This window comes from Candidatus Nitrososphaera gargensis Ga9.2, assembly GCF_000303155.1.
Classification (GTDB): Archaea; Thermoproteota; Nitrososphaeria; order Nitrososphaerales; family Nitrososphaeraceae; genus Nitrososphaera; species Nitrososphaera gargensis.
On record NC_018719.1, the window covers coordinates 909,060 to 931,453 of the forward strand.

25 protein-coding genes and 1 tRNA gene are annotated in these 22,394 nt (G+C 44.7%); 16 read left to right on the forward strand and 10 right to left on the reverse strand.

What is annotated here, in order from left to right; translation table 11 throughout:
* Nucleotides 1-37: 37 nt before the first annotated feature.
* From NGAR_RS05320 to NGAR_RS05350, 9 genes are all read left to right on the forward strand, one after another.
* Nucleotides 38-111 (forward strand) — tRNA-Ile (locus tag NGAR_RS05320).
* A gap of 8 nt (nucleotides 112-119) precedes the next feature.
* Entirely contained in the window at nucleotides 120-242 is a 123-nt protein-coding gene (locus tag NGAR_RS18725) for a hypothetical protein (RefSeq protein WP_266190391.1), read from the forward strand.
* Entirely contained in the window at nucleotides 243-377 is a 135-nt protein-coding gene (locus NGAR_RS18730) for a hypothetical protein (protein ID WP_266190392.1), read from the forward strand.
* Between the two features lie 4 nt (nucleotides 378-381).
* Nucleotides 382-765 (forward strand): hypothetical protein, encoded by a 384-nt coding sequence (locus NGAR_RS05325; RefSeq protein WP_015018642.1) that lies wholly within the window; start codon nucleotides 382-384, stop codon nucleotides 763-765.
* Nucleotides 762-1,394 carry a DNA polymerase domain-containing protein gene (locus tag NGAR_RS05330; protein ID WP_015018643.1) on the forward strand — a complete coding sequence of 211 codons (633 nt, stop codon included), beginning with the start codon at nucleotides 762-764 and terminating at the stop codon, nucleotides 1,392-1,394. The genes NGAR_RS05325 and NGAR_RS05330 overlap by 4 nt, the downstream gene beginning before the upstream one ends.
* A gap of 21 nt (nucleotides 1,395-1,415) precedes the next feature.
* Nucleotides 1,416-2,306 (forward strand): hypothetical protein, encoded by an 891-nt coding sequence (locus NGAR_RS05335; RefSeq protein ID WP_015018644.1) that lies wholly within the window; start codon nucleotides 1,416-1,418, stop codon nucleotides 2,304-2,306.
* 330 nt (nucleotides 2,307-2,636) lie between these two features.
* Entirely contained in the window at nucleotides 2,637-3,005 is a 369-nt protein-coding gene (locus NGAR_RS05340) for a helix-turn-helix domain-containing protein (protein ID WP_015018645.1), read from the forward strand.
* A gap of 97 nt (nucleotides 3,006-3,102) precedes the next feature.
* Nucleotides 3,103-5,667, forward strand: coding sequence for a sialidase family protein (locus NGAR_RS05345; RefSeq protein WP_148681026.1), 2,565 nt, complete (start codon nucleotides 3,103-3,105; stop codon nucleotides 5,665-5,667).
* 39 nt (nucleotides 5,668-5,706) lie between these two features.
* Nucleotides 5,707-7,011 carry a hypothetical protein gene (locus tag NGAR_RS05350; RefSeq protein WP_015018648.1) on the forward strand — a complete coding sequence of 435 codons (1,305 nt, stop codon included), beginning with the start codon at nucleotides 5,707-5,709 and terminating at the stop codon, nucleotides 7,009-7,011.
* Between the two features lie 28 nt (nucleotides 7,012-7,039).
* On the opposite strand, the gene NGAR_RS05355 is transcribed toward NGAR_RS05350, so the two are convergent.
* Nucleotides 7,040-7,582 carry a hypothetical protein gene (locus NGAR_RS05355; RefSeq protein ID WP_015018649.1) on the reverse strand — a complete coding sequence of 181 codons (543 nt, stop codon included), beginning with the start codon at nucleotides 7,580-7,582 and terminating at the stop codon, nucleotides 7,040-7,042.
* A gap of 544 nt (nucleotides 7,583-8,126) precedes the next feature.
* On the opposite strand from NGAR_RS05355, the gene NGAR_RS19295 reads away from it, so the two are divergent.
* On the forward strand, nucleotides 8,127-8,225 hold the full coding sequence (locus tag NGAR_RS19295) for an MJ0042-type zinc finger domain-containing protein (protein ID WP_187147676.1): 99 nt from the start codon (nucleotides 8,127-8,129) through the stop codon (nucleotides 8,223-8,225).
* Nucleotides 8,226-8,565: 340 nt separating this feature from the next.
* Nucleotides 8,566-8,721 carry a response regulator gene (locus NGAR_RS05365; RefSeq protein ID WP_187147677.1) on the forward strand — a complete coding sequence of 52 codons (156 nt, stop codon included), beginning with the start codon at nucleotides 8,566-8,568 and terminating at the stop codon, nucleotides 8,719-8,721.
* A gap of 346 nt (nucleotides 8,722-9,067) precedes the next feature.
* Here NGAR_RS05365 and NGAR_RS05370 read toward each other — a convergent pair whose 3' ends face one another.
* Nucleotides 9,068-10,069, reverse strand: coding sequence for a hypothetical protein (locus tag NGAR_RS05370; protein WP_148681027.1), 1,002 nt, complete (start codon nucleotides 10,067-10,069; stop codon nucleotides 9,068-9,070).
* 998 nt (nucleotides 10,070-11,067) lie between these two features.
* On the opposite strand from NGAR_RS05370, the gene NGAR_RS18350 reads away from it, so the two are divergent.
* The gene (locus NGAR_RS18350) at nucleotides 11,068-12,357 is read left to right on the forward strand and encodes a cupredoxin domain-containing protein (protein WP_228369300.1); all 1,290 of its coding nucleotides are present in this window, start codon (nucleotides 11,068-11,070) and stop codon (nucleotides 12,355-12,357) included.
* A 40-nt stretch (nucleotides 12,358-12,397) separates the two neighbouring features.
* Here the strand turns inward: NGAR_RS18350 and NGAR_RS05380 are convergent, their stop codons facing one another.
* The 5 genes from NGAR_RS05380 to NGAR_RS05395 form a co-directional block, all read right to left on the reverse strand.
* Entirely contained in the window at nucleotides 12,398-13,660 is a 1,263-nt protein-coding gene (locus NGAR_RS05380) for an MFS transporter (protein WP_148681028.1), read from the reverse strand.
* 53 nt (nucleotides 13,661-13,713) lie between these two features.
* Nucleotides 13,714-13,947 carry a hypothetical protein gene (locus tag NGAR_RS18355; protein WP_228369301.1) on the reverse strand — a complete coding sequence of 78 codons (234 nt, stop codon included), beginning with the start codon at nucleotides 13,945-13,947 and terminating at the stop codon, nucleotides 13,714-13,716.
* A 46-nt stretch (nucleotides 13,948-13,993) separates the two neighbouring features.
* Nucleotides 13,994-14,401 carry a class I SAM-dependent methyltransferase gene (locus tag NGAR_RS18360; RefSeq protein WP_015018656.1) on the reverse strand — a complete coding sequence of 136 codons (408 nt, stop codon included), beginning with the start codon at nucleotides 14,399-14,401 and terminating at the stop codon, nucleotides 13,994-13,996.
* Between the two features lie 194 nt (nucleotides 14,402-14,595).
* The gene (locus NGAR_RS05390) at nucleotides 14,596-15,270 is read right to left on the reverse strand and encodes a cysteine hydrolase family protein (protein ID WP_015018657.1); all 675 of its coding nucleotides are present in this window, start codon (nucleotides 15,268-15,270) and stop codon (nucleotides 14,596-14,598) included.
* A gap of 102 nt (nucleotides 15,271-15,372) precedes the next feature.
* On the reverse strand, nucleotides 15,373-16,350 hold the full coding sequence (locus tag NGAR_RS05395) for an arsenic resistance protein (protein ID WP_228369302.1): 978 nt from the start codon (nucleotides 16,348-16,350) through the stop codon (nucleotides 15,373-15,375).
* A 137-nt stretch (nucleotides 16,351-16,487) separates the two neighbouring features.
* Here NGAR_RS05395 and NGAR_RS05400 point away from each other — a divergent pair, with 137 nt between their 5' ends.
* Nucleotides 16,488-17,282 carry a glycosyltransferase gene (locus NGAR_RS05400; protein WP_187147679.1) on the forward strand — a complete coding sequence of 265 codons (795 nt, stop codon included), beginning with the start codon at nucleotides 16,488-16,490 and terminating at the stop codon, nucleotides 17,280-17,282.
* Nucleotides 17,283-17,284: 2 nt separating this feature from the next.
* Here NGAR_RS05400 and NGAR_RS05405 read toward each other — a convergent pair whose 3' ends face one another.
* Nucleotides 17,285-18,544, reverse strand: a complete 1,260-nt coding sequence (locus NGAR_RS05405; RefSeq protein ID WP_015018660.1) for a glycosyltransferase — start codon at nucleotides 18,542-18,544, stop codon at nucleotides 17,285-17,287.
* 159 nt (nucleotides 18,545-18,703) lie between these two features.
* Between NGAR_RS05405 and NGAR_RS05410 the strand changes: the two genes are divergently transcribed.
* Complete coding sequence (locus NGAR_RS05410; RefSeq protein WP_015018661.1) at nucleotides 18,704-19,015, forward strand: hypothetical protein; 312 nt, start codon at nucleotides 18,704-18,706, stop codon at nucleotides 19,013-19,015.
* 376 nt (nucleotides 19,016-19,391) lie between these two features.
* Nucleotides 19,392-20,966, forward strand: coding sequence for a glucosidase family protein (locus NGAR_RS05415; RefSeq protein WP_015018662.1), 1,575 nt, complete (start codon nucleotides 19,392-19,394; stop codon nucleotides 20,964-20,966).
* 20 nt (nucleotides 20,967-20,986) lie between these two features.
* Here NGAR_RS05415 and NGAR_RS05420 read toward each other — a convergent pair whose 3' ends face one another.
* Nucleotides 20,987-21,265, reverse strand: coding sequence for a SemiSWEET family sugar transporter (locus tag NGAR_RS05420; protein ID WP_015018663.1), 279 nt, complete (start codon nucleotides 21,263-21,265; stop codon nucleotides 20,987-20,989).
* A 97-nt stretch (nucleotides 21,266-21,362) separates the two neighbouring features.
* Here NGAR_RS05420 and NGAR_RS05425 point away from each other — a divergent pair, with 97 nt between their 5' ends.
* Entirely contained in the window at nucleotides 21,363-21,623 is a 261-nt protein-coding gene (locus tag NGAR_RS05425; RefSeq protein WP_015018664.1) for a hypothetical protein, read from the forward strand.
* A 17-nt stretch (nucleotides 21,624-21,640) separates the two neighbouring features.
* Here the strand turns inward: NGAR_RS05425 and NGAR_RS05430 are convergent, their stop codons facing one another.
* Nucleotides 21,641-22,384 (reverse strand): adenylate/guanylate cyclase domain-containing protein, encoded by a 744-nt coding sequence (locus NGAR_RS05430; protein ID WP_015018665.1) that lies wholly within the window; start codon nucleotides 22,382-22,384, stop codon nucleotides 21,641-21,643.
* Nucleotides 22,385-22,394: the final 10 nt, after the last annotated feature.

Genomic DNA, 22,394 nt, shown 5'->3' on the forward strand with positions numbered 1-22,394 from the left:
ACCTTTATACATACTTCCTCTTTACGTTTTTTCGATCGGGCCCATAGCTCAGCCTGGCAGAGCGACCGGCTCATAACCGGTCGGCCAGGGGTTCAAACCCCCTTGGGCCCACCTTTTACTTGGGTTCAAATACACGGTCAGCATACGATGCTGACGTAGCAAAAGTGAATACGCTGTCCACCGGCGTGATACGAATCCAGAACGATGCGATGGAAAAAGAACTAGGAGGACTGGTTCAGTAATTGCCTGCAAAACTATCCACCACCGTGGCAAAGATCGCACTCGTTCCGAACAAGGTCAATGCTGGCTTGATAAGGGAGTACCATCGCTATCTTCGAGAATGGCGCATCAGAGCGCCACCAGAACAACGCCCTTAAAGCAGTGCTCGCCTATGCGAACCACCTAGGCCGGAGCACGACGTTCTTTGAAATAAAAAGAAGAGACCAGATAATTGCATACCTAGACCGATTCGTAAAGAGGGAAGAGGAAGATCCTGAAAAGAAATGGATAACAACCTGGAATGACACATGCCATAGAATCAAGCACCTATTTCGTTGGCTTTACTGCCAGCGAGGCAGGGAAGAAACCATCCCGCCCTCAGACTGGGAGACACCTGAATTTGTGAAAATCAAGGACAAGAAGACTAAGCGCCTAAGCCCTTATTCAGAGACTGAGATTTGGGACAAAGACGAGCTCTTGACGATAGTCAAATACGAGCCCATTATGGTGATGGGAATGCATGGAATATTGCTATTAATTATGTGACAAGTGACAGTAAAATCTGGTATGCTTTAGCAGATGTCATAGCCAGCAAACTTCTCAATAGGGGTAAAGTTCCAAAAATAGTCCAAGCCATCAGGTTTAAGCCCGTAGGAAAGCAGTCAGCAATGCAAGAGATCAATATCCTCGGAAAAGAGATTGATCCTTACAAAGATAATCTGTTCAAAGTCCTTATTGAGTATAGAAAGGAGCTGCAACAACAGTGTACCAATTGCAATGATGAAGGACAAAAAGTTCTCTTGGATAAGAAGCAGAAGTGTATCAAAACTATCGCCAACGCAACATGTTATGGCATATTCATTGAGATAAATACCAAGTCGGAGGAATCAGATGTTGCAGCTTATGGTTTATCTACAATCCATTGCCATGCGGGAAAGACAGAAGAGTTCGGGTATTTCTCTAATCCACTGGTAGCCACCTTTATTACCTCTGGGGCAAGACTTGTGCTTGGCGCGGTAGAAGCGATTATCTCCAAGCACGGAGCATCGCACGCTTTTTGTGACACTGACAGTATGGCAATTCCTCCACAATACAGAGATTCAGCAATTCTTCAAACCACTGAACCCATATGGAATCGATATGGACATGTTCAAAGTAGAGGAATGCACGGATAAGAAATCAGGAAAAAATATCCATTGGAAAACGTATGGTTCGCTGGAATATCATCCAAGAGGTACGTCATTTACCAAAAATATGAACATAATGATAATCTCAAGATACTCAAAGCATCCTCACACGGCTTGAAGCATCTTCTTAACCCGTTTCCATGTACAGGGGATGATAACACGTGGCATGAACAGTTATGGATCGATATACTAAATCATCACCATGGCAAAGTATCATTTGAGGAACTTAATGAAAAATACGGTAACGCCTATGCCATGTCCGAGCTAGTGATATCTACAACCAATGTGATGCGTCGGTTTGATCGACTTAACAAAGGCAGGAGCTACAGTAAAAAGATAAAGCCATTCAACTTCTGCATAGTGGGCGTAGGAAACATAGCCGATAATGAAACTGGCGAAGTTATCAAACCTGTATCCCCCTATAGAAAAGACGCGTACCAATGCGCTTTTGATGAATTCATTGATTATAACAGCAAGAAAACCTTAAAGGGTCAAAAATATTGGCGGCAGTTCAACGACTATTTCTGGGAATATCTAAACCATCCTGAAGCCAAATTTGATGGGGATACTGGAGTTCTATCAAGAAAGCATGTCAAAATATCATCGGTAGTTCATATCGGAAAGGAAAGTAATGAGCTTGACGATACGGAGGTTCTAGGAATAGGAAAGGAGACCTACACCACGTATGTAAGTTATGTCGAGCTGATAATGCAACATAGAGAACTAATACTTAATCTAAGACCTAAAGACGCTGCACCGTTTGGAATAATGAAAGAAGTGCTGAGAAATGTCAAGAGGTCTATAATGAACAAGACTTTATGGAGGTTATCTCGAAAAACAAAGGTCAGGTTGCTAAAGATAATTGAGCGTCATCTCTATACCCCAATGACAAGAAGGTGAGAGTGTTACAAGCATTTGATGGTGTGATGAAGCTCCATCTTATTTTACAATTCTACCAATGATTTTCTTTCTGTATATTCCCGGTGTCCTGTCATGGCCTTGTGCTGAATAACTTCGTAAGTGGAGAAGAACATGCTTTTGCAGGTTCTGCAAATGTAAGCAGTTCCTACTTCTTCAGACGTACCATTCACCAGAACTCTAACCCTGGCAGTGCGAATATTTGAGGTCGGTGAAGAGATGTTATAAATAAAATATGTAAAGAATTGTTAGAGTAACGTTCACTAGCTACTTTATATATTTATGACCAGATGAGGAAAAATTGCACCATGAATGAAGGACAACGGTTCTCAAGAAAATATTCACGAAATAATGGCTCATGCAGAACTAGATTTGCAATCGATCAAAAGGGCAATTGGCGAAACAACGCTAAAGGAAAGTCTTATCTCGCGTGACGATAACTATCACCGCAAAATCGACTGGAATGTTGCAAAAAGATTCCTGAATATCATCTACCTCCATGGGCCTATCAGAAAGACGCGCTTGGCCATGAAAACGGGAGTAAATTCTACTACCTGCACAAAGTATGTCACTTGGCTTATAGAAGTTGACTGGATCGATGTTAATGACTGTGATGAATTCAGATTGACTCAAGCCGGCCTAGCAGTATCCAAGCGGATTAATTCAGAAGACAATGCATGATGCATAAGTAATTCTTCTAGTTAATTTTTGCATATCATACGAGACCTACTGTACGCTGAGCCAGCCTTATTAACAAAATTACGTATTTGACTGGCCAATGGAAAAAGAAGAAAGGTCGAGTGTAATTACACGAAAGTTAGTTCTTGCATTTGCATGCATGGCTTTGTTAGCATTTTCTCTACCTTCAAGCTTAATTAAGATGGATGCTTCTGGTCAGAATTCTACATCTTCTGATCAATCTGCAAATAATACTTCTACAAGCAGTTCTGAAGAACAATCAGCAGATAACAGTTCATCTTCTAGTAATTCAACGAACAATAACGATACCTCGACTCAGAATGGTGAAGAACAGGAATCACAGAATGCCACTGCATCATCTGAAAGTGTCAACAATAATTCTACTGACACGTCAACCCAGAATGAACAATCATCAGAAGCTGCAGGTCATCAGTCATCATCTGGAAATGCTAATGTTACATCAAGCAATGCTACTTCTACAGCCACATCTTCTAACAGTACAAATATCGAAAGTGAGCAGCAATCATCAACTCAGAATGTAACTTCAACAGAAATAGTGTCTAATATTACATCTACATTGATACCAATGCAAAATACTACTTCATTAGTAACTATCTCCGGCGAGCAATTTGTACTGGCTGATAGCAAAATAACTAGATCATTTTCCTACCCACTGTTAGAATTCAATGGAGAGATTGCAGCAGAACTTACCGTTACTTTGACATGGGACACTGATGGCACTACCAAAGTTAAAGATAACAGGGGATATAGCTATACCATTAGCATTCCTGAATTACAGGGTGCTTTCTCGCTATGGTACAACAGCACCCACGTAGACCAAAGAGTAGTAGGACCAGAATTGCAGTATGACGTTTATTGGACTGCGGTAGAAGGTGGAAATGGATACGTTGACAGATACAAGTACACGATTGCGGGAACCAGTATTAATGGAAGCATAATTTCATTTGTAGTTGACGGTGGAAAGTATGACAAAATAGATGATGATAGATTATTTGTTGGACAGCCAGCTTCTGTTGATATTGATGCATCAACTTTAGACCCTGCATTGGATTGGACTCCGAAAGGTGTCAGGAATGATCAGACTTCTGCAACAAATGAGGGAAGAAATGATAAAGAAGGCGGATTAGAACTCGACTGGTCTGATGCAATCGCGTCAGGCCATAATATGGTCTTTGATCAATCAAATTCTACGCTTAGAATACCAGTCGATAAGTGGTTTATAATAGATCCAACAGTTGTAGCTACCACAGCACAAACATTGTCCCCACCCTCGAATTCGGCTTTTGAGGGTGAAAGAAGGTTAATAACTACCAACAATACGAACACTGACCTCACTACTGTAAATGCATTCTACTATGATGGTTCGAACATTGTCTACCGGACCTCTACGGACATGGGTCACACATGGAGCGCTTCTGCTGTCTCTACAGGGTCTGGCGTTCTGGCAGCTGACACGTCAAGGTGGTCGGTAATAACAACTACGATAGATAGCACGCAGTATGTTTCCCTACTATATTGGAAACCTGCTGGAACAAACATGGAGTTCTATGCAAAGCGTGGTACCGTAAACAGCGACGGCAGCATATCTTGGAGCAGCCCAATATTGCTAGGATATACTTGGGCTAACTCTGATGTATGTGGAAGTGGTAGCGCGTGTGGTGGTGTGACTACAGCTGCAGATGTTAATGGCACTATTTATGCTGCCTTTACTTGGCTTTCTGGCGGTGCCACCGATTATTCCATGCAGATAATGAAATCGACCGATGGAGGATTGAATTGGTCCACTTCAATGAACCAAATGTATCCTGTCAGTAGCTCAAGACCTGCAATGGCACTAGCAACTCTTAATTCAACGAAGATGTTGTTTGTTTATGCCAAGTATGAGAGTGCGAGCCTCTTTTACAAGGTCTTTGATGGCAGCGCATGGGGATCCGAACAAACCCAATCTAGCGTGGGTATGACCACAAACACATTCAAGCAGCTTTCCGCCATGAGCAACACTACATCGGCCGTTTATGTAGCATATACGAATGTGACTAGCACTGCAGGCGGTATCCTGAAAATAGCGGCATTTTCGGAAGAAGGGAGCTTTATCGCCAGTGAGACAGCAGATAATACTCTTAGACATTACTTGCCTGATATTCTGCGAGGTTCTAACGATGACATAATCATAAACTCATTAGCAGATGGGAAAGTATACAATACACGGAAAGCTAATGGAGTTTGGGAACCACCATTTGACCCGTATGGCACAACATTCGATTCACCAAATCAACTTACAGCTACTAATTTCCACATGGGAGAACCGGGAGCCCTCTGGATTGAGGGTACCTCTTCGCCATATAATATTGTGTTTGGGCACATGCATCATGGCGTAGTAGGTAAGAGTAGTGCACAGACGTCGCCGCAGTTATCGGACTATTATGAAGGTGAAAGGAGGGTCTTTAGTTCAAAGGGTGGGACAAAATACGCCTTCTTCTATGATGGTTCGAATATAGTCTATACGAAATCGTATGATAGCGGACACACATGGAAAGGAACATCCACTTCTACCGGGTCAGGCGTGCTAGCAAGCGACAGCTTTAGGTGGACTATAGCGACTACCATGGTATCTGGTACCTAGTATGTGGTTATTTTATACTGGACTCCTGCCGGCAGCAATATGAATTTCTACGCCTTGCGGGGTACAGTTACAGATACCGATATCACATGGAACAGTCCTGTTCTGCTAGGCTACACATTTGCCAATTCAGATGCTTGTGGAAGCGGCGGGGCATGCGCTGCTGCAGTGGCAGCGACTGATACAGATGCCAATATCTATGCTGCATTTAGATACAGGTCTGGTGGATCATCCACTTACTCATACCAGATTATGAAGTCCACAGATGGTGGGCTCAATTGGTCTGTTTCACTTTCCCAGGTAGACAATGTAAGTAACAACAGAATTGTGATGGCACTGGCCCCGCTAACGTCTGGTAAAATGCTATTTGCCTATGCCTTATACGAAAGTCCTAACTTGCAGTATCGGGTCTTTGATGGGACATCGTGGGGGTCAGTGCAGACTGCTAGCTCTACTAACATGGGCACTAATACCATAAAACAAATTTCGGCAGATAGCATAAACAGCACAAAGACAGCGTACGTTGCGTATCTCTCAAGTGGCAACTCTGGCTCATTGTATGTGGCCAGATTTGCTAATACTACGGGCGCATTCGAAGGAAACGAAACCGCCACGACATCGGGAAGCCATCAGTTGCCCTCCATTACCATATCATTCGATGACATAATACACATCTATACGGTATCAAGTGGAAAGCTGTATGAAACACGAAAGAATGCTAGCGGATGGCAGGCACCCGTAACTCCTTATGGTGACACATTCTATTCAATAAACGAGCTTACTTCTCAGATAAGCGGATTCGAATCAGAGGGGGTCTTTTGGAGAGAAGGCTCAAGTGCACCTTATACGCTGAAGTATGACGGACGATTCTTCGGAATAGGTGGCGTAATCTGTTGGCAATATATCAGCAATAGCCAACACTGCTCTGATAGCAAACGATTAGGATCTGGTACAGTTAAGGTAGAAACGCCCGATCCTCAAAGAAGCTATTGGGTAAAGAAGAAGGCTTGTGGATGGGTCTTTAAGGTCAAATGCGTCAACACTAGCGTTTTTGTACAATATCCGTCGACTTTCACAGAAGGTGGCAGAACCTACAACTTCGTTTCAGGATATGTGGTGGTCACAGCGGCGCATCCGTTGGTGTATCAGCAGTCCAAGTTCTGGACGGGAGGAAATTCCAAGATTTTCAAATTCTATGATGTACCCAGAGAGTCGCTGCTTGGGTGGGATATGCAAGTCACAGTAAGTACAATTCTCGTATACGAATCGAGCTGTGGATGCAGAATAAGCGGCAAGCTGTACACGCATGTCATGATTTTGTATAAAGGATATGATAAGACAAAATAATAATCAGACAAGTTGCTGACGGATCGGATTAATCGATTATTTTTAGAAATACCCCTCTTGAAGCCACACCAACTGTAGCGGGGTTGACGCTTCCTGAGGGCATCACCTTAATTGTCCTTCTCAGCTCAACAGGCAGATCCAGAGGAATCGTCACTTTCATATTGATAGTTCTTATCACCCTATCGTTTAGTCGAACAAAGCGATGTATATTCGTAAAGGATACCAGATTGGCAGTATTAAAGAATAGAGCTCTGTCATATGCTTCGCCTGATTCGCATTGATAGGCTTTTTGCAGCAATTCTTCCTGCGATAATGTCTTCGAAAGTTTTAATAGCTCGCAACTATCTGCCGCGCGCATTCTTAACGTCACGGCCTTGGGATTGTTCCTGCCGTCATCTCTATGCACATAGATAGCTTTTATTGGTATTTCTAAAGATTCGCCAACATGAACTTCTATGATAGATTCGCCGCCACTGAGAAATACCGTAGACTGGGTACTCCAGCCAAATTCTCCTATAGGATAAGTATCATCTTTTATCCACGTTTCCCAAGGCTTTTCACGCGGAATCAATTCTTAATGATGTAATGCGCTACCGTTACCATTAAGCATTATGATCATGATGATAATCTAATAACTGTTGACAGGCTTCTGTCAAATCTACGTCGGATGGTTAACTATTGAGATGTGACGGCATCCGACGACAACTTGACAACACCCGCAGCCTGCAAGACTTTTAAAGCTCACCAAGCCATTCGAGGATTTATGGGATACACAAACTCCAAACAAGAGAACGAGCTTTCGAATCCCTCTCCCTGTATGATATCATTCATAGTTTTGACTAAAAGGATGTAAACTGCATAAGGTTTAAAGCTAGGCATGCGAACCCATCTATATGCAAAATTCAAACCCCCTTGGGCCCACTTTCTTACCTTGGACATTCATCCCATCTTGTGGACAAAAATTCCTTCATATCGACATGATGCTTCTTTTCAGAAAATTCGATATTCGACTATAAAGCGATGGCTGTGCCGCGTGATAAGGTATCTAGCTACATTACACTGAAATATGGCTAATCAAACCTTTCAGACTCTTGTCAGATAATAATTCTATTAATGTGAAATTCTGCAAGGCTTGTAGCCTTTATTTTTTCATAACTGAAAATCAGGATGGCAAAAAAGTGCGCTGTACCCGGTGCTTTGGATTGATAGACTGATCTTGCCTGCCATGTGTTATTATTGTAAAAAATATCATTCAGAAAAATAAGCCTAGATATACTATTATTTCTTCCACAAGCTTATGCCAAAAAGCGATGGCGATAAAGCAGTGAGATATTACAAAGTTCTAATACTGATGAACGAAATGGTCGTTTTTACTTAGAGAAAATAATGCCATAATGCCCTGCTAAAGCAGCATAATAGGACGGTTGAAGAATTGAGTGAACGTATCTGCAAAATCAGCGTCGACACATCTATAGCCTGCGCCATTCGAGGTTCTGACAGGGCAGTTTATTTGTCGGTAATGTTATGTCTACGTTAACGTCGAAAAGAACCCTGTTGGTAGATGATGAACAAGATGTATTGACTGTTTTCAAGAAAGCACTAGGATCGAAAGGCTACGAGGTGGATGCTTTCAACGATCCAACAAAGGCGCTGATTGACTTCGCGCCCGGCCGCTATGATATTGTGATTACAGATGTAAAGATGCCTTAGCTAAGCGGCTCTGAATTATATGACAGAATACGCAAGCAAGATGAAAAGGTTAAGGTGTTTTTCTTATCAGGCATTGACATTTACGAACACGATCCCAAATTTGCATTCTCAAACGTTGATCCCAAGATGTTCATTCACAAGCCGATCGGAATTACTGACTTGATCAAGACAATAGAAGCATGAATGCATGCCCCTGTATTACTACACATATGCTGATTCAAGCTTTCCACAGACAGTTAAGGAACTGCTAGCAGCTAAAAAACATCTTGCATGTCTTCGCATCATCACAGCCATCAAATTATGTCTGCGGGTTCGAATCGCCTGACGACATCGTGAATCCACTTGCCTATTCGCCCTTTGTCGAATCTAAACCAACAGTCATAGCCATATAGAATCTTCCGTCTTCGCTAAACTTTAGCTTGTGCCCAGAATCGTTGACCAAGATCACGTCAGTAATCCCTGCAGGCAATTTGGCCTGATAGAGGCAGTATTCTCCGGCCTTGGATAGTTTCACTTCGTCATCACTCCCCCTTACGTTAGCTATTTCTATAGCCTTGCCAAGGTCAACTTCCCTAAGCCTTGGAATGGACCCGGCAACTAGTTTGACCTGTGGTTCTTCGTCGTTATTGCATGGGACTTTTAGCTCAACTTCTGCATGTCCCTTTGTCGTGCTATATGGTGCCAAATGAGCCAAGATGATGTAGTCATCTTTCTTGAGGTCGTCAGTTATTTCCTTGCTAAATGTGAAAACGGGGCTGGCTTGATTGCTGTCTCCCAAATCGTTATCTTGGCTGCTGGTGCTCGACGATGCTACAGGCTCGTTCACCACTACCTGATCAACTGATATAGTGGTAGTATTGGTCATGTTTCTCTTCAATTCAGTGATCGATTGGTTTATCGAGCTAATAGTAGTTTGCAGTTGATTTAGAAGATCAGGAGGCATCGTTGCTGCTGCAATACTATTCTGCTGCGTCGCGTCGCTCAAAGTGGTATTCGCTGTTGCTGTAGCCTGAGTTTCGTTTTGTTGTTGGTTCAGTTCCTGCGATGGCAATTGCTGACCTGTTCCAGTTTCGTTCGCTGCAGCACTTGTGTCATTGCTGGCACCTGAAGTCAAGTTGTCAAGAACCGGGTATAATTCAAACAGCTCAAACGTAGTCAGATTTTCCCAGTCGCTCTCGCTGGGCATTGCAGTATTATTGGTGCTGTTAAGGCTACTGGTTGTTGCTGTAGTGTCATTAGTAGCACTTGAAGAAGCATTAGCTCCGCTTGTGTCGTTATAATAATTGACAGGACCTTGGGTACTAACGCTGTTGCTAGACCCGATCGTCGGAAGAGCGATAGATAGCAACAATACTAAAGCGCTGACTACGGCAACAAAAGTAATTATCATTTTTGAAAACATTTCTGACATAGAGGTTTGAGGTAATAGAATTTATTGCGCACGTATCTGATTTCCGGCTAGCAATCTTATTTTTTAGTTTTATAATTTTTACATGAATTTTCTATTTAGTATAATACTGCGCCACGCACTTGATTGATTAGGCCATTTGAGCTTCGAATCTGGCGTCCTGTTTTGCTTTTCTTGGATAACCCTCTTTCCTCATCCTGTATGAGATGGCGACCATAAAATAGATAAATATGATAGAGCCAATCGATACAGCTGCAATTTCCACAATATCCATGCCTATAGCTGCGCAAAATATGATTTAAGCAGGCATTAGTTTTTGGACATTGATCGATTGCGAGTCCTAAATCGGGGAACCATGTCTGGTATCACTAGACAGGCGTTCTTGTATGTATTACTCTTTTTATGGTATTGGGGTCAATGATACACAACAGCTAGCTATCATGACCCAAGGGAAAAAGCATGCGCCGTCTAAAACTGGCGACCATAACTTGGATGTCGAGAGAATGCAATATGAAAAGGATAAAGAAAACATTCCAGCCACAGTAACGGATTATGTAAACAAAGAGAAATAGACCGATGACGTTTATTCTGCAATGGGAAAGGAGGATGAAAAGCCTTCCAAAGGTAAGCACTGATCGAATTGCTGGATGTATAATCCTCCGACATAAAATAAACTATGGGTCTTTTAGCACGAGCTGAAGGCTCCTGAAAACAACAGAAAAGATGACGACTAGAAGTATTTCTTGACAGAATCGTAAACTAGAACATTTGTTAGTTTTATCTGATATGATCTAGTCGCGTACTTTACCTCTACAATTGTTAAATTCTATGATAAACCGCCATCTTGCCGGTGATGCAGGATCAACCACAGAACCAACAATAAGCTGACGCGTCGTATTGCGATTGTAATTTTGTTGCTCGGGTCTCTGACATTTGGCGTGACCGGATTTGCTGGGGCGCAGGTAAATGTCACCTCTAACGCTACAACTGTAGACAACACTACCTCTACGGCTTCGACAGGGAATGCCACCGGCACCAATCAAACAGGGGGCGGAGAAGGAACAACTACCGCAGCCGCTGATGATACGTTCAGAGCCAGAGGGACAATAAATGATTTCATATCAAGTGCTATGTCTGATAATGCTACTGCTGCCAATGCCACTTCAGACGGATACATTCTGGGTGGCAGATGGAGGGTAGATGTCATAGGTGGGGAAGTAAGGCAGGTTCAAGCCAATATATCGATGGCGAAACCTGACGGGAGCGATTTCCACATGCATCTGATAGATAACTTTACTGCTGGGGGAGGAGCCAATGAAACTACAACTGCCAATGCCACTGGAGCCAACATGACTGGTGGCGGAGGCGACAGCGGGATGGACAATGCGACTGCTGGAAATATGACAGAAGGCAATGAAACCACAACAACATTGCCACAGGTCATGACTGGAGGCAACAATACTACCGGTGACAATGCAACTACGCGGGTTGGCAACGCCACGACACCGGGCAACGAGACTACAACTGCCCAAGTCACTCTCTCCGAGGATGGCACTTTTGAAATCTCTGGTACAGCGACCATATACACGAACAACGATCCGCAGTGGGAAAACGTTCCAATCACAATCAAAAACACCGGTCGAGTCCTGACCATTAATGTAGATCATGAAATGACGGACAATCACTTCATGGGTCTCCCGATCTACGGGTTTGTCACTGGGTTAATTGGAGGGGACAACAGGTCAGTCCTGCCTCCGCTTGAGGGGGTAGAACCGTCGCCTACAACTCCTGCTCCCACAATACCCAATGCCACAACCCCGACTGGCAATGCAACTGCACCCACTGGCAATGAGACTAGTGGAAACCAAACTACAGAAGGTCCAGCACCAAGCCCGACGACCAATGAAACTACCGGCGGTGGTGGCGGTCAAACTATTGCAGTGTCGATAACTCCGGGTTCGTCCAGCAAGACGACCGATTCATTCGATCCAAATCCGGTTGAAGCCAGTGTCGGCGACACTGTAACTTGGACCAATGACGACTCGACACCGCACACTGTGACATCAGGTTCCAACGGGCAGCCTGACGGCAGGTTCGACTCATCGCCCAACCTCAACCCGCTAATGAATCCGGGGCAGACATTCAGCCACACGTTTGAAGAGGCAGGAGAATATCCTTACTACTGCGCACTTCATCCAAACATGGTGGGAACAGTCAACGTAAGCTGATGTGGCAGCGAAAACTTTGCCTTCCTCTTTCTTTTTGATTTTAGCGCCGCGGAATATTGCACTTGACTTTTGTGCCCAGAATCAGAAATGAAACTATGCCAAGCACCACACCAGTGAGGCCAAACGAGACGAACCACAGCAGCGGGTTCCCAGTAAAAGCCGAGATAAAGTAGCCTATAAAGAGCGGCCCAAGTACTAGCCCCAAGTCGCCTATCATCCTATTGAATCCTATCCCACGCGTAACATGCGAGTGAACACCGAGCGCCCGGCCGGCATCTGCTACGCTTTTCTTCTTCACCTTCTCTTCTATCTGCTCTGCCGCCCAGACTATGGATTGGCCGAAAAAGCCTGACGTAACGCCTATCAGAGTGACGATGGCAAGCAGCAAGAGCATAGACGTGGACAGCGGCATGATGGCAACCAGTATCGCAGCAGACAGGATTGCAGCAAACAACGGCTTTTGCATCCCGTACATCTGCGTAAGCTTGCCAGAGAAGAACGAGCTGACCAGATTCGCAATCGACGCCATTGTAAGCATTATGCCAACGTCGAACACTGACAGCGAAAGGCTGCCATAAGCAAAAAGCGGCATGCCCGTGGTATAAATGCCTGAGCGCAGGAACGCAAAGCCAAAGGTGGCTATTGCAGCGGTGTTGAGATAGACTGTCATGTCTGCTTTGCGGCTGCCGCCGCTCTCATGACCCAAAACAGGCCTTGCCACGTCGAGCCTGCCAGAGTAAGCGAGCGCGGCGACTATCGCAAGGGCCACCGCTATTACTGCCGCAAACGCAAGATATGGCGCGTTGTATCCAAAAAACGCGGCAATCGGGGCCCCGACTATCGGGCCCATGATGGGACCCAACATCAACATCGATTGATAGCTTCCAATGTTTGTTCCGCGCTTGGATGCTTCTGATGACAGGAGGACAAATGCGATGGCCGCCCCGACATAGATCGACGACCCAATACCTTCAAACACCCTTGCAGACAGCAGCACCCAATAGTTTGGTGCAAAGCCAGCCAGCACCGACGAGCTGACAAGTACTCCGAGACCAAGGATCATTGTCCTGTTCAAGCCAAGCCTGTCTGCCAAGACTCCCGATGGGATATCAAATACGAGCCGGCCAATGGCAAAACCTGCAATCACCGCGCCTACCAAGAACTCATTGGCTCCAAGATCCTGCTGCGCATAAAGCGTCAGCGACGGAGTGACCATGCTGGCGCCCATCATGACTACAAGTGAGACTAGCGAAAGCGCCACTATGCTTGGCTGGATACTGAGGTATTCATTTAACTTGAACATTCTGTCACCAATAAAGGTTGAAAGACGTGAGAATCATGTATGCAATGCCTAATTTACCTTTGTATAGGGCACGCCTTTATGATGATATAGTCGATTATCTTCTTTCTTGAGACGTCCTTCATCTTCAAAAGGGAACTGTAAAGCACCTTTTCAAGAAACGATGGGTACTTTTGCAGGATTCTTTCCCTGAGCGTACTTCTTCGGAGCACGTAATAGTCGGTCAGCGGCTCGTAAACGTGGTGGCCGGATGTGCCTAATGTCCTTGATCTCAAATCCCTTACTTGCAATGGCCGATTTGACATATTCCAGCTTATAGTGCTCTGACGACCATGTCTATGCAAGTATCCCGAGCTTGAAGAAAGGCTTTGCCTGTGTCACCACAGGCATTACGATAATAAGAAGGCCATTAGGTTTGAGCACCTTTCTGGATTTGCTGATGAATTTCTCTAGCAGCCTGAAGTGCTGCGCAGACTCAAGCGCGACTATCCTGTCTGCAGATTCGTCAGAAAGCGGCAGCGCGGTAGATGTCGCGTTTAGCAGCGACATCTTCTCCTCTGCCTTCATTGCAGACAACAACTGCTGGAAATTTATATTAACACAACTGATGTCCAGAGAACCATGGGAAGACCTCCACTGTGCTGCAGGCGCGGAGAACCCACTTCCAACGTCCACCAGCCTTTTTGCAGAGCCAAGCTCGGCAATGTCTCCTACAAGGGAGCACAGGTCAGTCTGTGCTGCCATCGGGTCTGATGCCTTGTGATTCTAGTAACCAAGTTGAGCATGTCGCCGCCAATAGCAAGCTGCATGACAGAAGACAGAGAATTGTACAGGTTTATGAGGTCATGCTCGTTGCGCCGCAAAGTCCACAATATGGCTTGCAGCGGGTTTATCTGCATCAATGCTATTGCTATGGCTGCTGATATAAACGAAAAGACCTAGGACAGCTCGGTGGCCAGCTCGTTGGTATCCACCACAAGCCCATAAAAGCTCCTTACGTCGTCCAGTGTGCACTCGTAGCGCTTTGGGTTCATGGATGCAGTGGCATCTGACACGACCATGACGTCAAATCCAAGGTTAAAGGCGTCCCTCAATGACGTCTCTACGCACATAGATGTGTCAAACCCGCAAAATATCACTGAGTCAACCTGCAGCTTTCTCAGCAGGTCTTCAAGCTTTGTGCCGTAGAATGCAGAATCGCGCCTCTTTGTTATCACGTATTCTTTGTTGTCTGGCTTGAGCTCTGCCACGATGTCCGCGTCCCATGTCCCTTTGATGCAGATAGGTATCTCTTCAATCCTTTCTTCACGCGGCAGGGGAAGGATCTTGTGGGTCTTTGTCAGCAGATCGACCCCTGAAGGTTCCCTTACGGCTATTGTAAAGACAATTGGAGTGCCAATTTTCCTGCAAATATTGACAAGCCTGATGATGTTTGGCAGCGCCTTTTTGTAGTGAGACCTATTGATGCCTAGCTTGTCGTACGAGCCTCCATCGCTAACAAATCCATTCTGAGTATCTATTACTATCAGTGTTGGTTTAAGCTCATATCCTTTTATTGTAACAGCCGCTGCTCGTCTGCCTGCTCTGTGTGTTCTTCCGTTGTTTTCTTGCAATGATTTTGTAGCCGTACTTCAACACTGCTAATGATCCATAATAATGGTTTTAGACAATCAGATATCGAAAACTTTTCTTCCTAAATATTCGTGTAACAAGCTTCATTTAGCTATTATCTTGAGCAGCAATATCAGTCCATAGTATGGCAGGTTGTAAAATGCTGCAAGTGCGGCAACATCTATGCTAAAAAATTGTGAAGCAAAGACGACTACAAGAATGTTGTTCACATAGGTCATTACTATCAGCCCAGATATTCCAAGATCCCTGCTTCTTTCCATAGTGATGATCTTGCCTTGGTATTTGATGTTGCCCGCAACATAACCAATTGCGGCATATGCTGCAAACAGGGCAAATGCTGCCGCAATATTGACAAACACAAAGCTGAGATCTTTGAAGAAAAAACTCGAAAAGTTTGCAAACACTCCCAAGTTCATCAGGGATATGAGGACTATGGAAACAGGAAAGGATTTTTTGTCAACTCGCTGCGCAATTGACGACCATTTTTTCTTTGCAAACCAGCCGGCAATGATCGGGATAAACAGAGCTACAGAAAGCAGAAAAACCATGTTGAAAATCGGTATTTCAAACTCTGAATTGCCTCCAAGCAAGAGGTACACGATGGAAGGAAGTGCGAATGGAACTCCAAGGGAAGTTACGATGACCATTCCAACGACAAGAGGCAATTTCTTGCTCTTTTCAACAGCGTTGATTACAAACGGTGCCCCTAGCCCCGTGGAAATCCCTGAAAGGAGCAATACTGGGACGGCAAGCGGCTCATAGACCAGCTTTGCTATAAAATACATTGTCAGCGGGAGTGCAACCAGCTTGACCATTGACAAAATCACCAGCTGTACCGGCTTTTTGAAGGTAGAGGCTAGATCTTGAAGGTTCAGCCGGATGAGGTTCAAGAACAAAAGGAGCCCCAGCCAGATAAGCAGGTATGGCTCAAAAATGATGCCAAAAGAAGGCAGTAGGACACCCGTGGCCATTGAAGCTGCAATGGCGATGAAAAGCACGATGTCTTCGCCTTTTAACTTGGTCAAGGCCGCAGACAGCTTGCCATTGCGTAATAATTCCACGGCATAAAATGTTAGCAGCATGATAGAAAACCGTTGACACGTCTTCTACTTGAGACAAGATTTTTGGTTCTTGCTTCTTCATGAAGATCATCTAACCTTTAACACTAATGCCGCACACAAATAATAGCGATTTCAAAATGAGGACCACGGAATATTCGATAGACGCAAGAACTGAACGCACAGTCGGTGACAAGGTGGCGGTTATTTTTTGTACAAAAAACTCAGCAGCTACCATTCAAAATGCGATAAAGGCGATAAAGAACAGCAATTATGACCTTGATTCGATAATTGTTGTTGACGGTTTCTCAAATGACAAGACCGTGGAGAAGGCAAAGCAGGGTGGAGCGACAAACGTCATCACCCAGCCAGAAAAAAAATTTCCAGGCAAAGGGATTGCCATGAAGGCAGGAATAGAGGAATCAAGAAAAGCAGGCGCGGACGTTGCGTTATTTCTTGATTCTGATATAAAGAACCTATCAGGCCAGTGGGTGGATGCGCTAGTTGATCCGATACTGGAAGAAGGATATGACATGACAAGGGGTTTCTATGAGAGGGCGCCAAGGGACGCAGCCGTTACAAAACTGGTTGCAAGGCCGATGCTCTCTGTGTTCTTTCCAGAGCTCTCGCATTTCGAGCAGCCATTAAGCGGCGAGGTGTGCGCCCGCATGCAAGTCTGGGAGGATCTGCTCAATAGAGATGCGAAACCTCCCGATGGGTGGGGAATCGATGTATGGTTTTTCGTAGAAGCGGCGATGTCAGGCCACAAATTAAGGGAGGTATATCTGGGCAGAAAAGAGCACACCTCTTTTGACGGGTACAAGGAAGACATTGGCAAGCTACACAAGATGTCAGAGCAGGTGCTATTCACAATATTGAATGAGGCAGTGAAATATGACAGGTTTGAGCAGCACTACAACAGGGTAAGCCTGTGAGATCAAGTAGTGAGCGACGCTCTAGATGGTAAGAGCGATTCGATTACCTTCCGCAAGCCCGCCTTGTAACTCTCGTTTGAAAATTTCAAGACTGATTCGCTGAGCTGGGATCTTTCTGCTTGCATGTCGTTATCAGATGCTATCAATATTTTGCCGATAATGTCGGCGGCCTGCCGGTGCGTACGGAACTGGTAGTATTCTGGCACAAATTCTGTGTATCCGCCTTCATTAGGGACAACTGGGATCAGACCTGCGCTCATTGCCTCAACGATGGATATGCCAAAGGGCTCTCCTGCAAGTGGATGTAGGTATACTTTGGACTTTTGCATCAGTTCTAGCAATCGATCAAAGCTGGCATCAACTTCTACGCGAATCTTGCTCTCCAAATCATAGTCACGTATTGATTGCTTTAATTTTTCAAGATATTTCTCGTCGCCGGCTCCAATATTTCCAACAAGGACTATCCTTGCATTCACCTTCAGATCCTTTATCAAGATCTTGCATACCTCTATCACATTTTCAAGCTGCTTGTCCGGACTGAATCTGGAGATAACAAGGATCATATTCTCCCTTTTGCTGGAGTGAAGGGCAATATTGCGAAACTTTTCTACGTCGACAGGTGGATATACTACAATAGGTTTTACTGCCGAGCCGTAGCGTTCCTCAATGGCCTTTTTGCTAAAGTTAGAGTTTGTAATGACGGTTGTATTTCTCATCATCGAATCATAAGTTTTCAAAATGTTTTCAAGCATCCTTTGTTGCAAATCCTCTTCTTCTAAGCCTTCTGTACCAACCCATTTCCTGATAAACCGCATGTAGCTCTTATCATGGTTTTCCTGTATCAATTGGGGAACGATTGGAAAGTGGCAATAAGTGATGATCCTTTTCTTGTCCCCGTCAGAAGCTTTCGATCGATTATAGTATGGTAGCAGATCGCCATGAGTGTTGATTATCAAGTTATAATCGCTGTCATTGCCATATGTGTCCTGCGATCCTTTTTTGCTTTCAGTCGAGACTCTTGAAGGATTGTCGATAGCATTTGTCAGACCTATCATTGAGAAGAGGTCAAGATGTACCGGGTTAATGTCGACAGAATCGACAATGTCTCCAAAATCTCTCTTCAGCTGCTTAATGTCTGGCTTTTTGAATGACGCAAGATCTACTTTGAAACCCATTTCGGCAAGCAAGCCAATTGTTATTATTGCCAGCCGCTCGCTTCCTCCGCCTGCGTTTATGTCATCATGAACAACTTTGACTCGCATTGCTTACACTCTTTTTCCGCCAGCATTACTATAATGAATAATTGAATTAAGTTATGTAATGGAACTATAGTGCTTTCAAAAAACACGAGCTCTGTCTCCTTTTGCCTATGCAAAAAATCTATCAGCGTTATTAGCCATATTGCCGCAAAACTGGATGAAATGACAAAAGTCAAAAGTGGTGATACCATGCAACTGCGTTACGCTCTTAATGAATCTGAATGCACTGCCTGCAGCAGCCACCTTGAATGGCAGCTTGATCTGAAGGATATCAACAGACCTAGATACGTATCTTATCATTGCAATTATCAATATGTGATTTACATTGATAACGTCAAAGTCGATGTGAAAAGGGTCGATAGAAAGAAACAAGAGTCCTTAGAAAACAAGCCGGTAAAAGATGATGAGCCTAGGGCAATATTGATCGCACAGACAAAGAAGAAAGAGCGACAACGACAAGAAAAAGATGGATGACTTGGTGCTAGTCTTGAAACCGATGGTTTTTGTGGCAAAATACTATTACTGTTACTGGCTATGCGGGAACCTGTTCTGAATATGCCTCAAAAGCATGTGTTTCTGGTATTTCCTAATATTCTATATCGCTTTCCGCATATCTTGCACCTGTACTCTGGATAGCGCTCGACTTTTATTAAAGTAGATGAGGACACCATAGCTTCACACAAGCTTGGTCTCTAATGTATAAAACTGGAGTCCACATGGCAATTCCTGCTTGTATCGTTGCCTGATTAAACTAAACTATATTGTAACATAAAAAAGCAATAAGATTCCGAGTATAAACAGTGTCACGACAAGACGGAAATTCCACTGAATTACTCTATATGCATGAACCATGATAGACCCATCATCGTGCGAATTACAACAAAAAGATTGGACTAGATTTTTCATAGAGGCAGATAGGTTTCTGGAAAAAACAGCAGAGTATGTTCATCGTGGCGTAAACCCCGGAGGCTACTACCAAGCAATATGGACGAGGGACGCAGCATTCATACTTAAAGACCAGTTCCTTACAGGGGATACCTACAACGTTCTCCGGTCCCTGCATTTCATCTGGGCTCACCAGATAGGTCTGAATGATGAGAAGATAATCTATGGAAGAGGGTCTCCTGAGCTTGGATTCTCGGTTCAATACGCAGATAAAAAGACAAAAGAAAAGTTCAGCGGCGCGCTGCCCTCGACCATATATTACAATCAGGGTTTCTCTGAAGTTTATGCGCGCAATCCTGATATTGATTCTACCGCATTGATGATATCTACCACATCATGGATTTTGGATGTTTATCTTAAGGCAGGGCTTTACTCTTACTATGAGAGTCTGCCAGAGTGGTCCTCGGCATCGTCACCTCCTGATCCATCGTCACCGCCCAAGTCGGCAGCAAGACCCTTATCGTCTGCAGATTACAGGCGGCGACAACAGGATTCTCATTCCGATGCATTGTACAAGACAGGAGTACCTCCGTTAAAGGTCATATCAAAGCCTGTAGAGCTAATAGAGTTTATTGTCCCCCGCATGCTAGCTGCAGTAGAGTATCTTGCAAGCCGGGACATAGACAACGATGGGCTGCTGGAGCAAGGGTACAATGAAGACTGGATGGATACTGCGCTTCGTGCCGGCAAGATAGTTTACAGCCAGGCGTCTTGGATACTGGCGCTCAGCGACCTATCTTCGCTGCTCTATGAAATTGGCAGAAAAACCACTGCAGAAAATCTGACTGAAATGGCGGAGAGAACTGTGAGCGCCGTAGAGGAGAAACTCTGGTCAGAAAAAGACGGTGCATATATCGACCTGAAATACAATGGGGCAAAAAACGACAAGTCCGATATTGATAGCAACAGAGAAAGGATGCTGACGCAGGATATCTCGCTTTATCTTGTTTCAATAACCGAAAATACTCTCAACGACATTCTGAGCGTGCGCTTCAAAAGCGAAAACAATGGGAGCGATGCAAGTCATAGGTCACCGGCTATCGGACGTCGTTTTGATGAGAGGAAAGAACGACAAGACAGGATTCAACCGCGAGTCCCACGCAAGATAATAGAGCATAGGGCTGCCAGCACTCTTGAGGCCATCAAGGACCGAATATGGATGGACAGTGCATGGCCCTTGGTTACAGAAAAGGAACTGGATAGGACTGGCCCTTGGCTTTTGGATCCAAACCAGTATCATAACCATACCTTCTGGCCTTGGATAACAGGAATAGAGATACTCGCAAGAAGCAGGTTTCACAGGCATGGCGAGTGCAACGAGCTTCTTTCCGCGCTTACAAGGGCAAGTCACCCGCAGACGCTTGCTTACTATGAATGGGTAAACCCTATAACTGGCCAAGGAAACGGGGCCTTTCCCTTTAGGACTGGCATTTCTACAATAAGGGTAGCCTTGACCGATATCCTGCTTTCCCATACCTGACTATTATATTATTATTGCTGTTATTGTTCTGCTCTTCGCTCGGTCATCTTGTACCTGCTTTTTAGAAAAAGCAGCGTTGTATTGAAAGCAATTCCGGTAATATTTGACCCTATAATCACTGGATCATCTTGCATGAACCCGTAGGCTACCCATAAAGAAAAGCCAACAATGAACAGGGGCATAAGGTATACGGAAACATCTTCCATACTGCGCGTTTTAATCGCCTTGATTATCTGGGGGATAAAGCTAGACATCGTGAGTATTGCTGCCGATATTCCTACAATAGTGTCTATTTCCATTTGTTTTCAGCTGTGGTTTACATAGGTGATATACAGTAATGCGAAATAACTTGAGGGAGAGTTTTTAATAATATATTGTGACTGATCTGTACTATCCATGGCCAAAACTAGGAAAGGGTTTGGTGCCAAGCCAAGGGGAACGGCAAAGCACAAGGGTGCCAAGGGCCAGAGCTACAAAAGAAAGGACAAGAACAAGATTAAAACAAAAGCCAAGACTGCGAACAGGAACCTCGACACGCGCCAGCAAAGGATTGCGATGGCCAAGGCAACAAGGGCAAACGAAAACATGGATAGGAACCGGAGTCTGAACGAGGCAGCGCCGGCGGCAACATCAGACACCGAGCCTGTGCCAGAATAATAATGAATGATGTCTATCTATTTCAATGCATACAGCTTGTAGCCAGAGCCGCTTTTCTCATCGACATACGTCCACCTTGCCGGGTCTATGTTGATCTCTACAAAATCATCCTTGTTAGCCAACTTTTCATACAATGACTGTCCTATTACTAAATGCCACGCTTGGGCAAGAGGGTTCATTTTTGCCGCCATGCTAATGCTCAAGCCTACGATGTCTATGTGCGATCGCTCGATGCTCTTGCCGTAAAGCACGACCTGTACGTCGCCATTGTCAACAGACATTTTCGCCCTTATCTCCGGCAGGCCGTGCGATCTCAGTTCTGGGTTGATGCATTGCTTGATAATTTCCTGCATGCTCTTTGCACACTCGATCGCGTTCCTGGATGCCTGGCTGCTGTCGTATTCTGCAGGAAAGAGCGCGATTACCGCATCGCCCACGTACTTCAAGACATAACCACCATACTCGGCAATTACGAGACTCATCTCCTGCGAAAATATGTGCAGTATGGTCGCAAACTTGTCGGGAGCAAGCGACATGCTCATCTTGGTCGAGCCGTCGATGTCGACATACAGTATCACGACGCTTATCTTTTGGTTGACCCGCCTTCTGAGGAACCTCTTGCACGATTCTGTGGAAAGGTCTATCTGTACGCCCTTGTCAAGCGTCTGGCGCACCCTTGTCTGGATTGAGTTAAAGTCACGTATGGGCGAGAGCAACCTGCATTTTGCAGCAAGCCAATGTGCCCTATGTATATCTTGCATTTGCATAGCT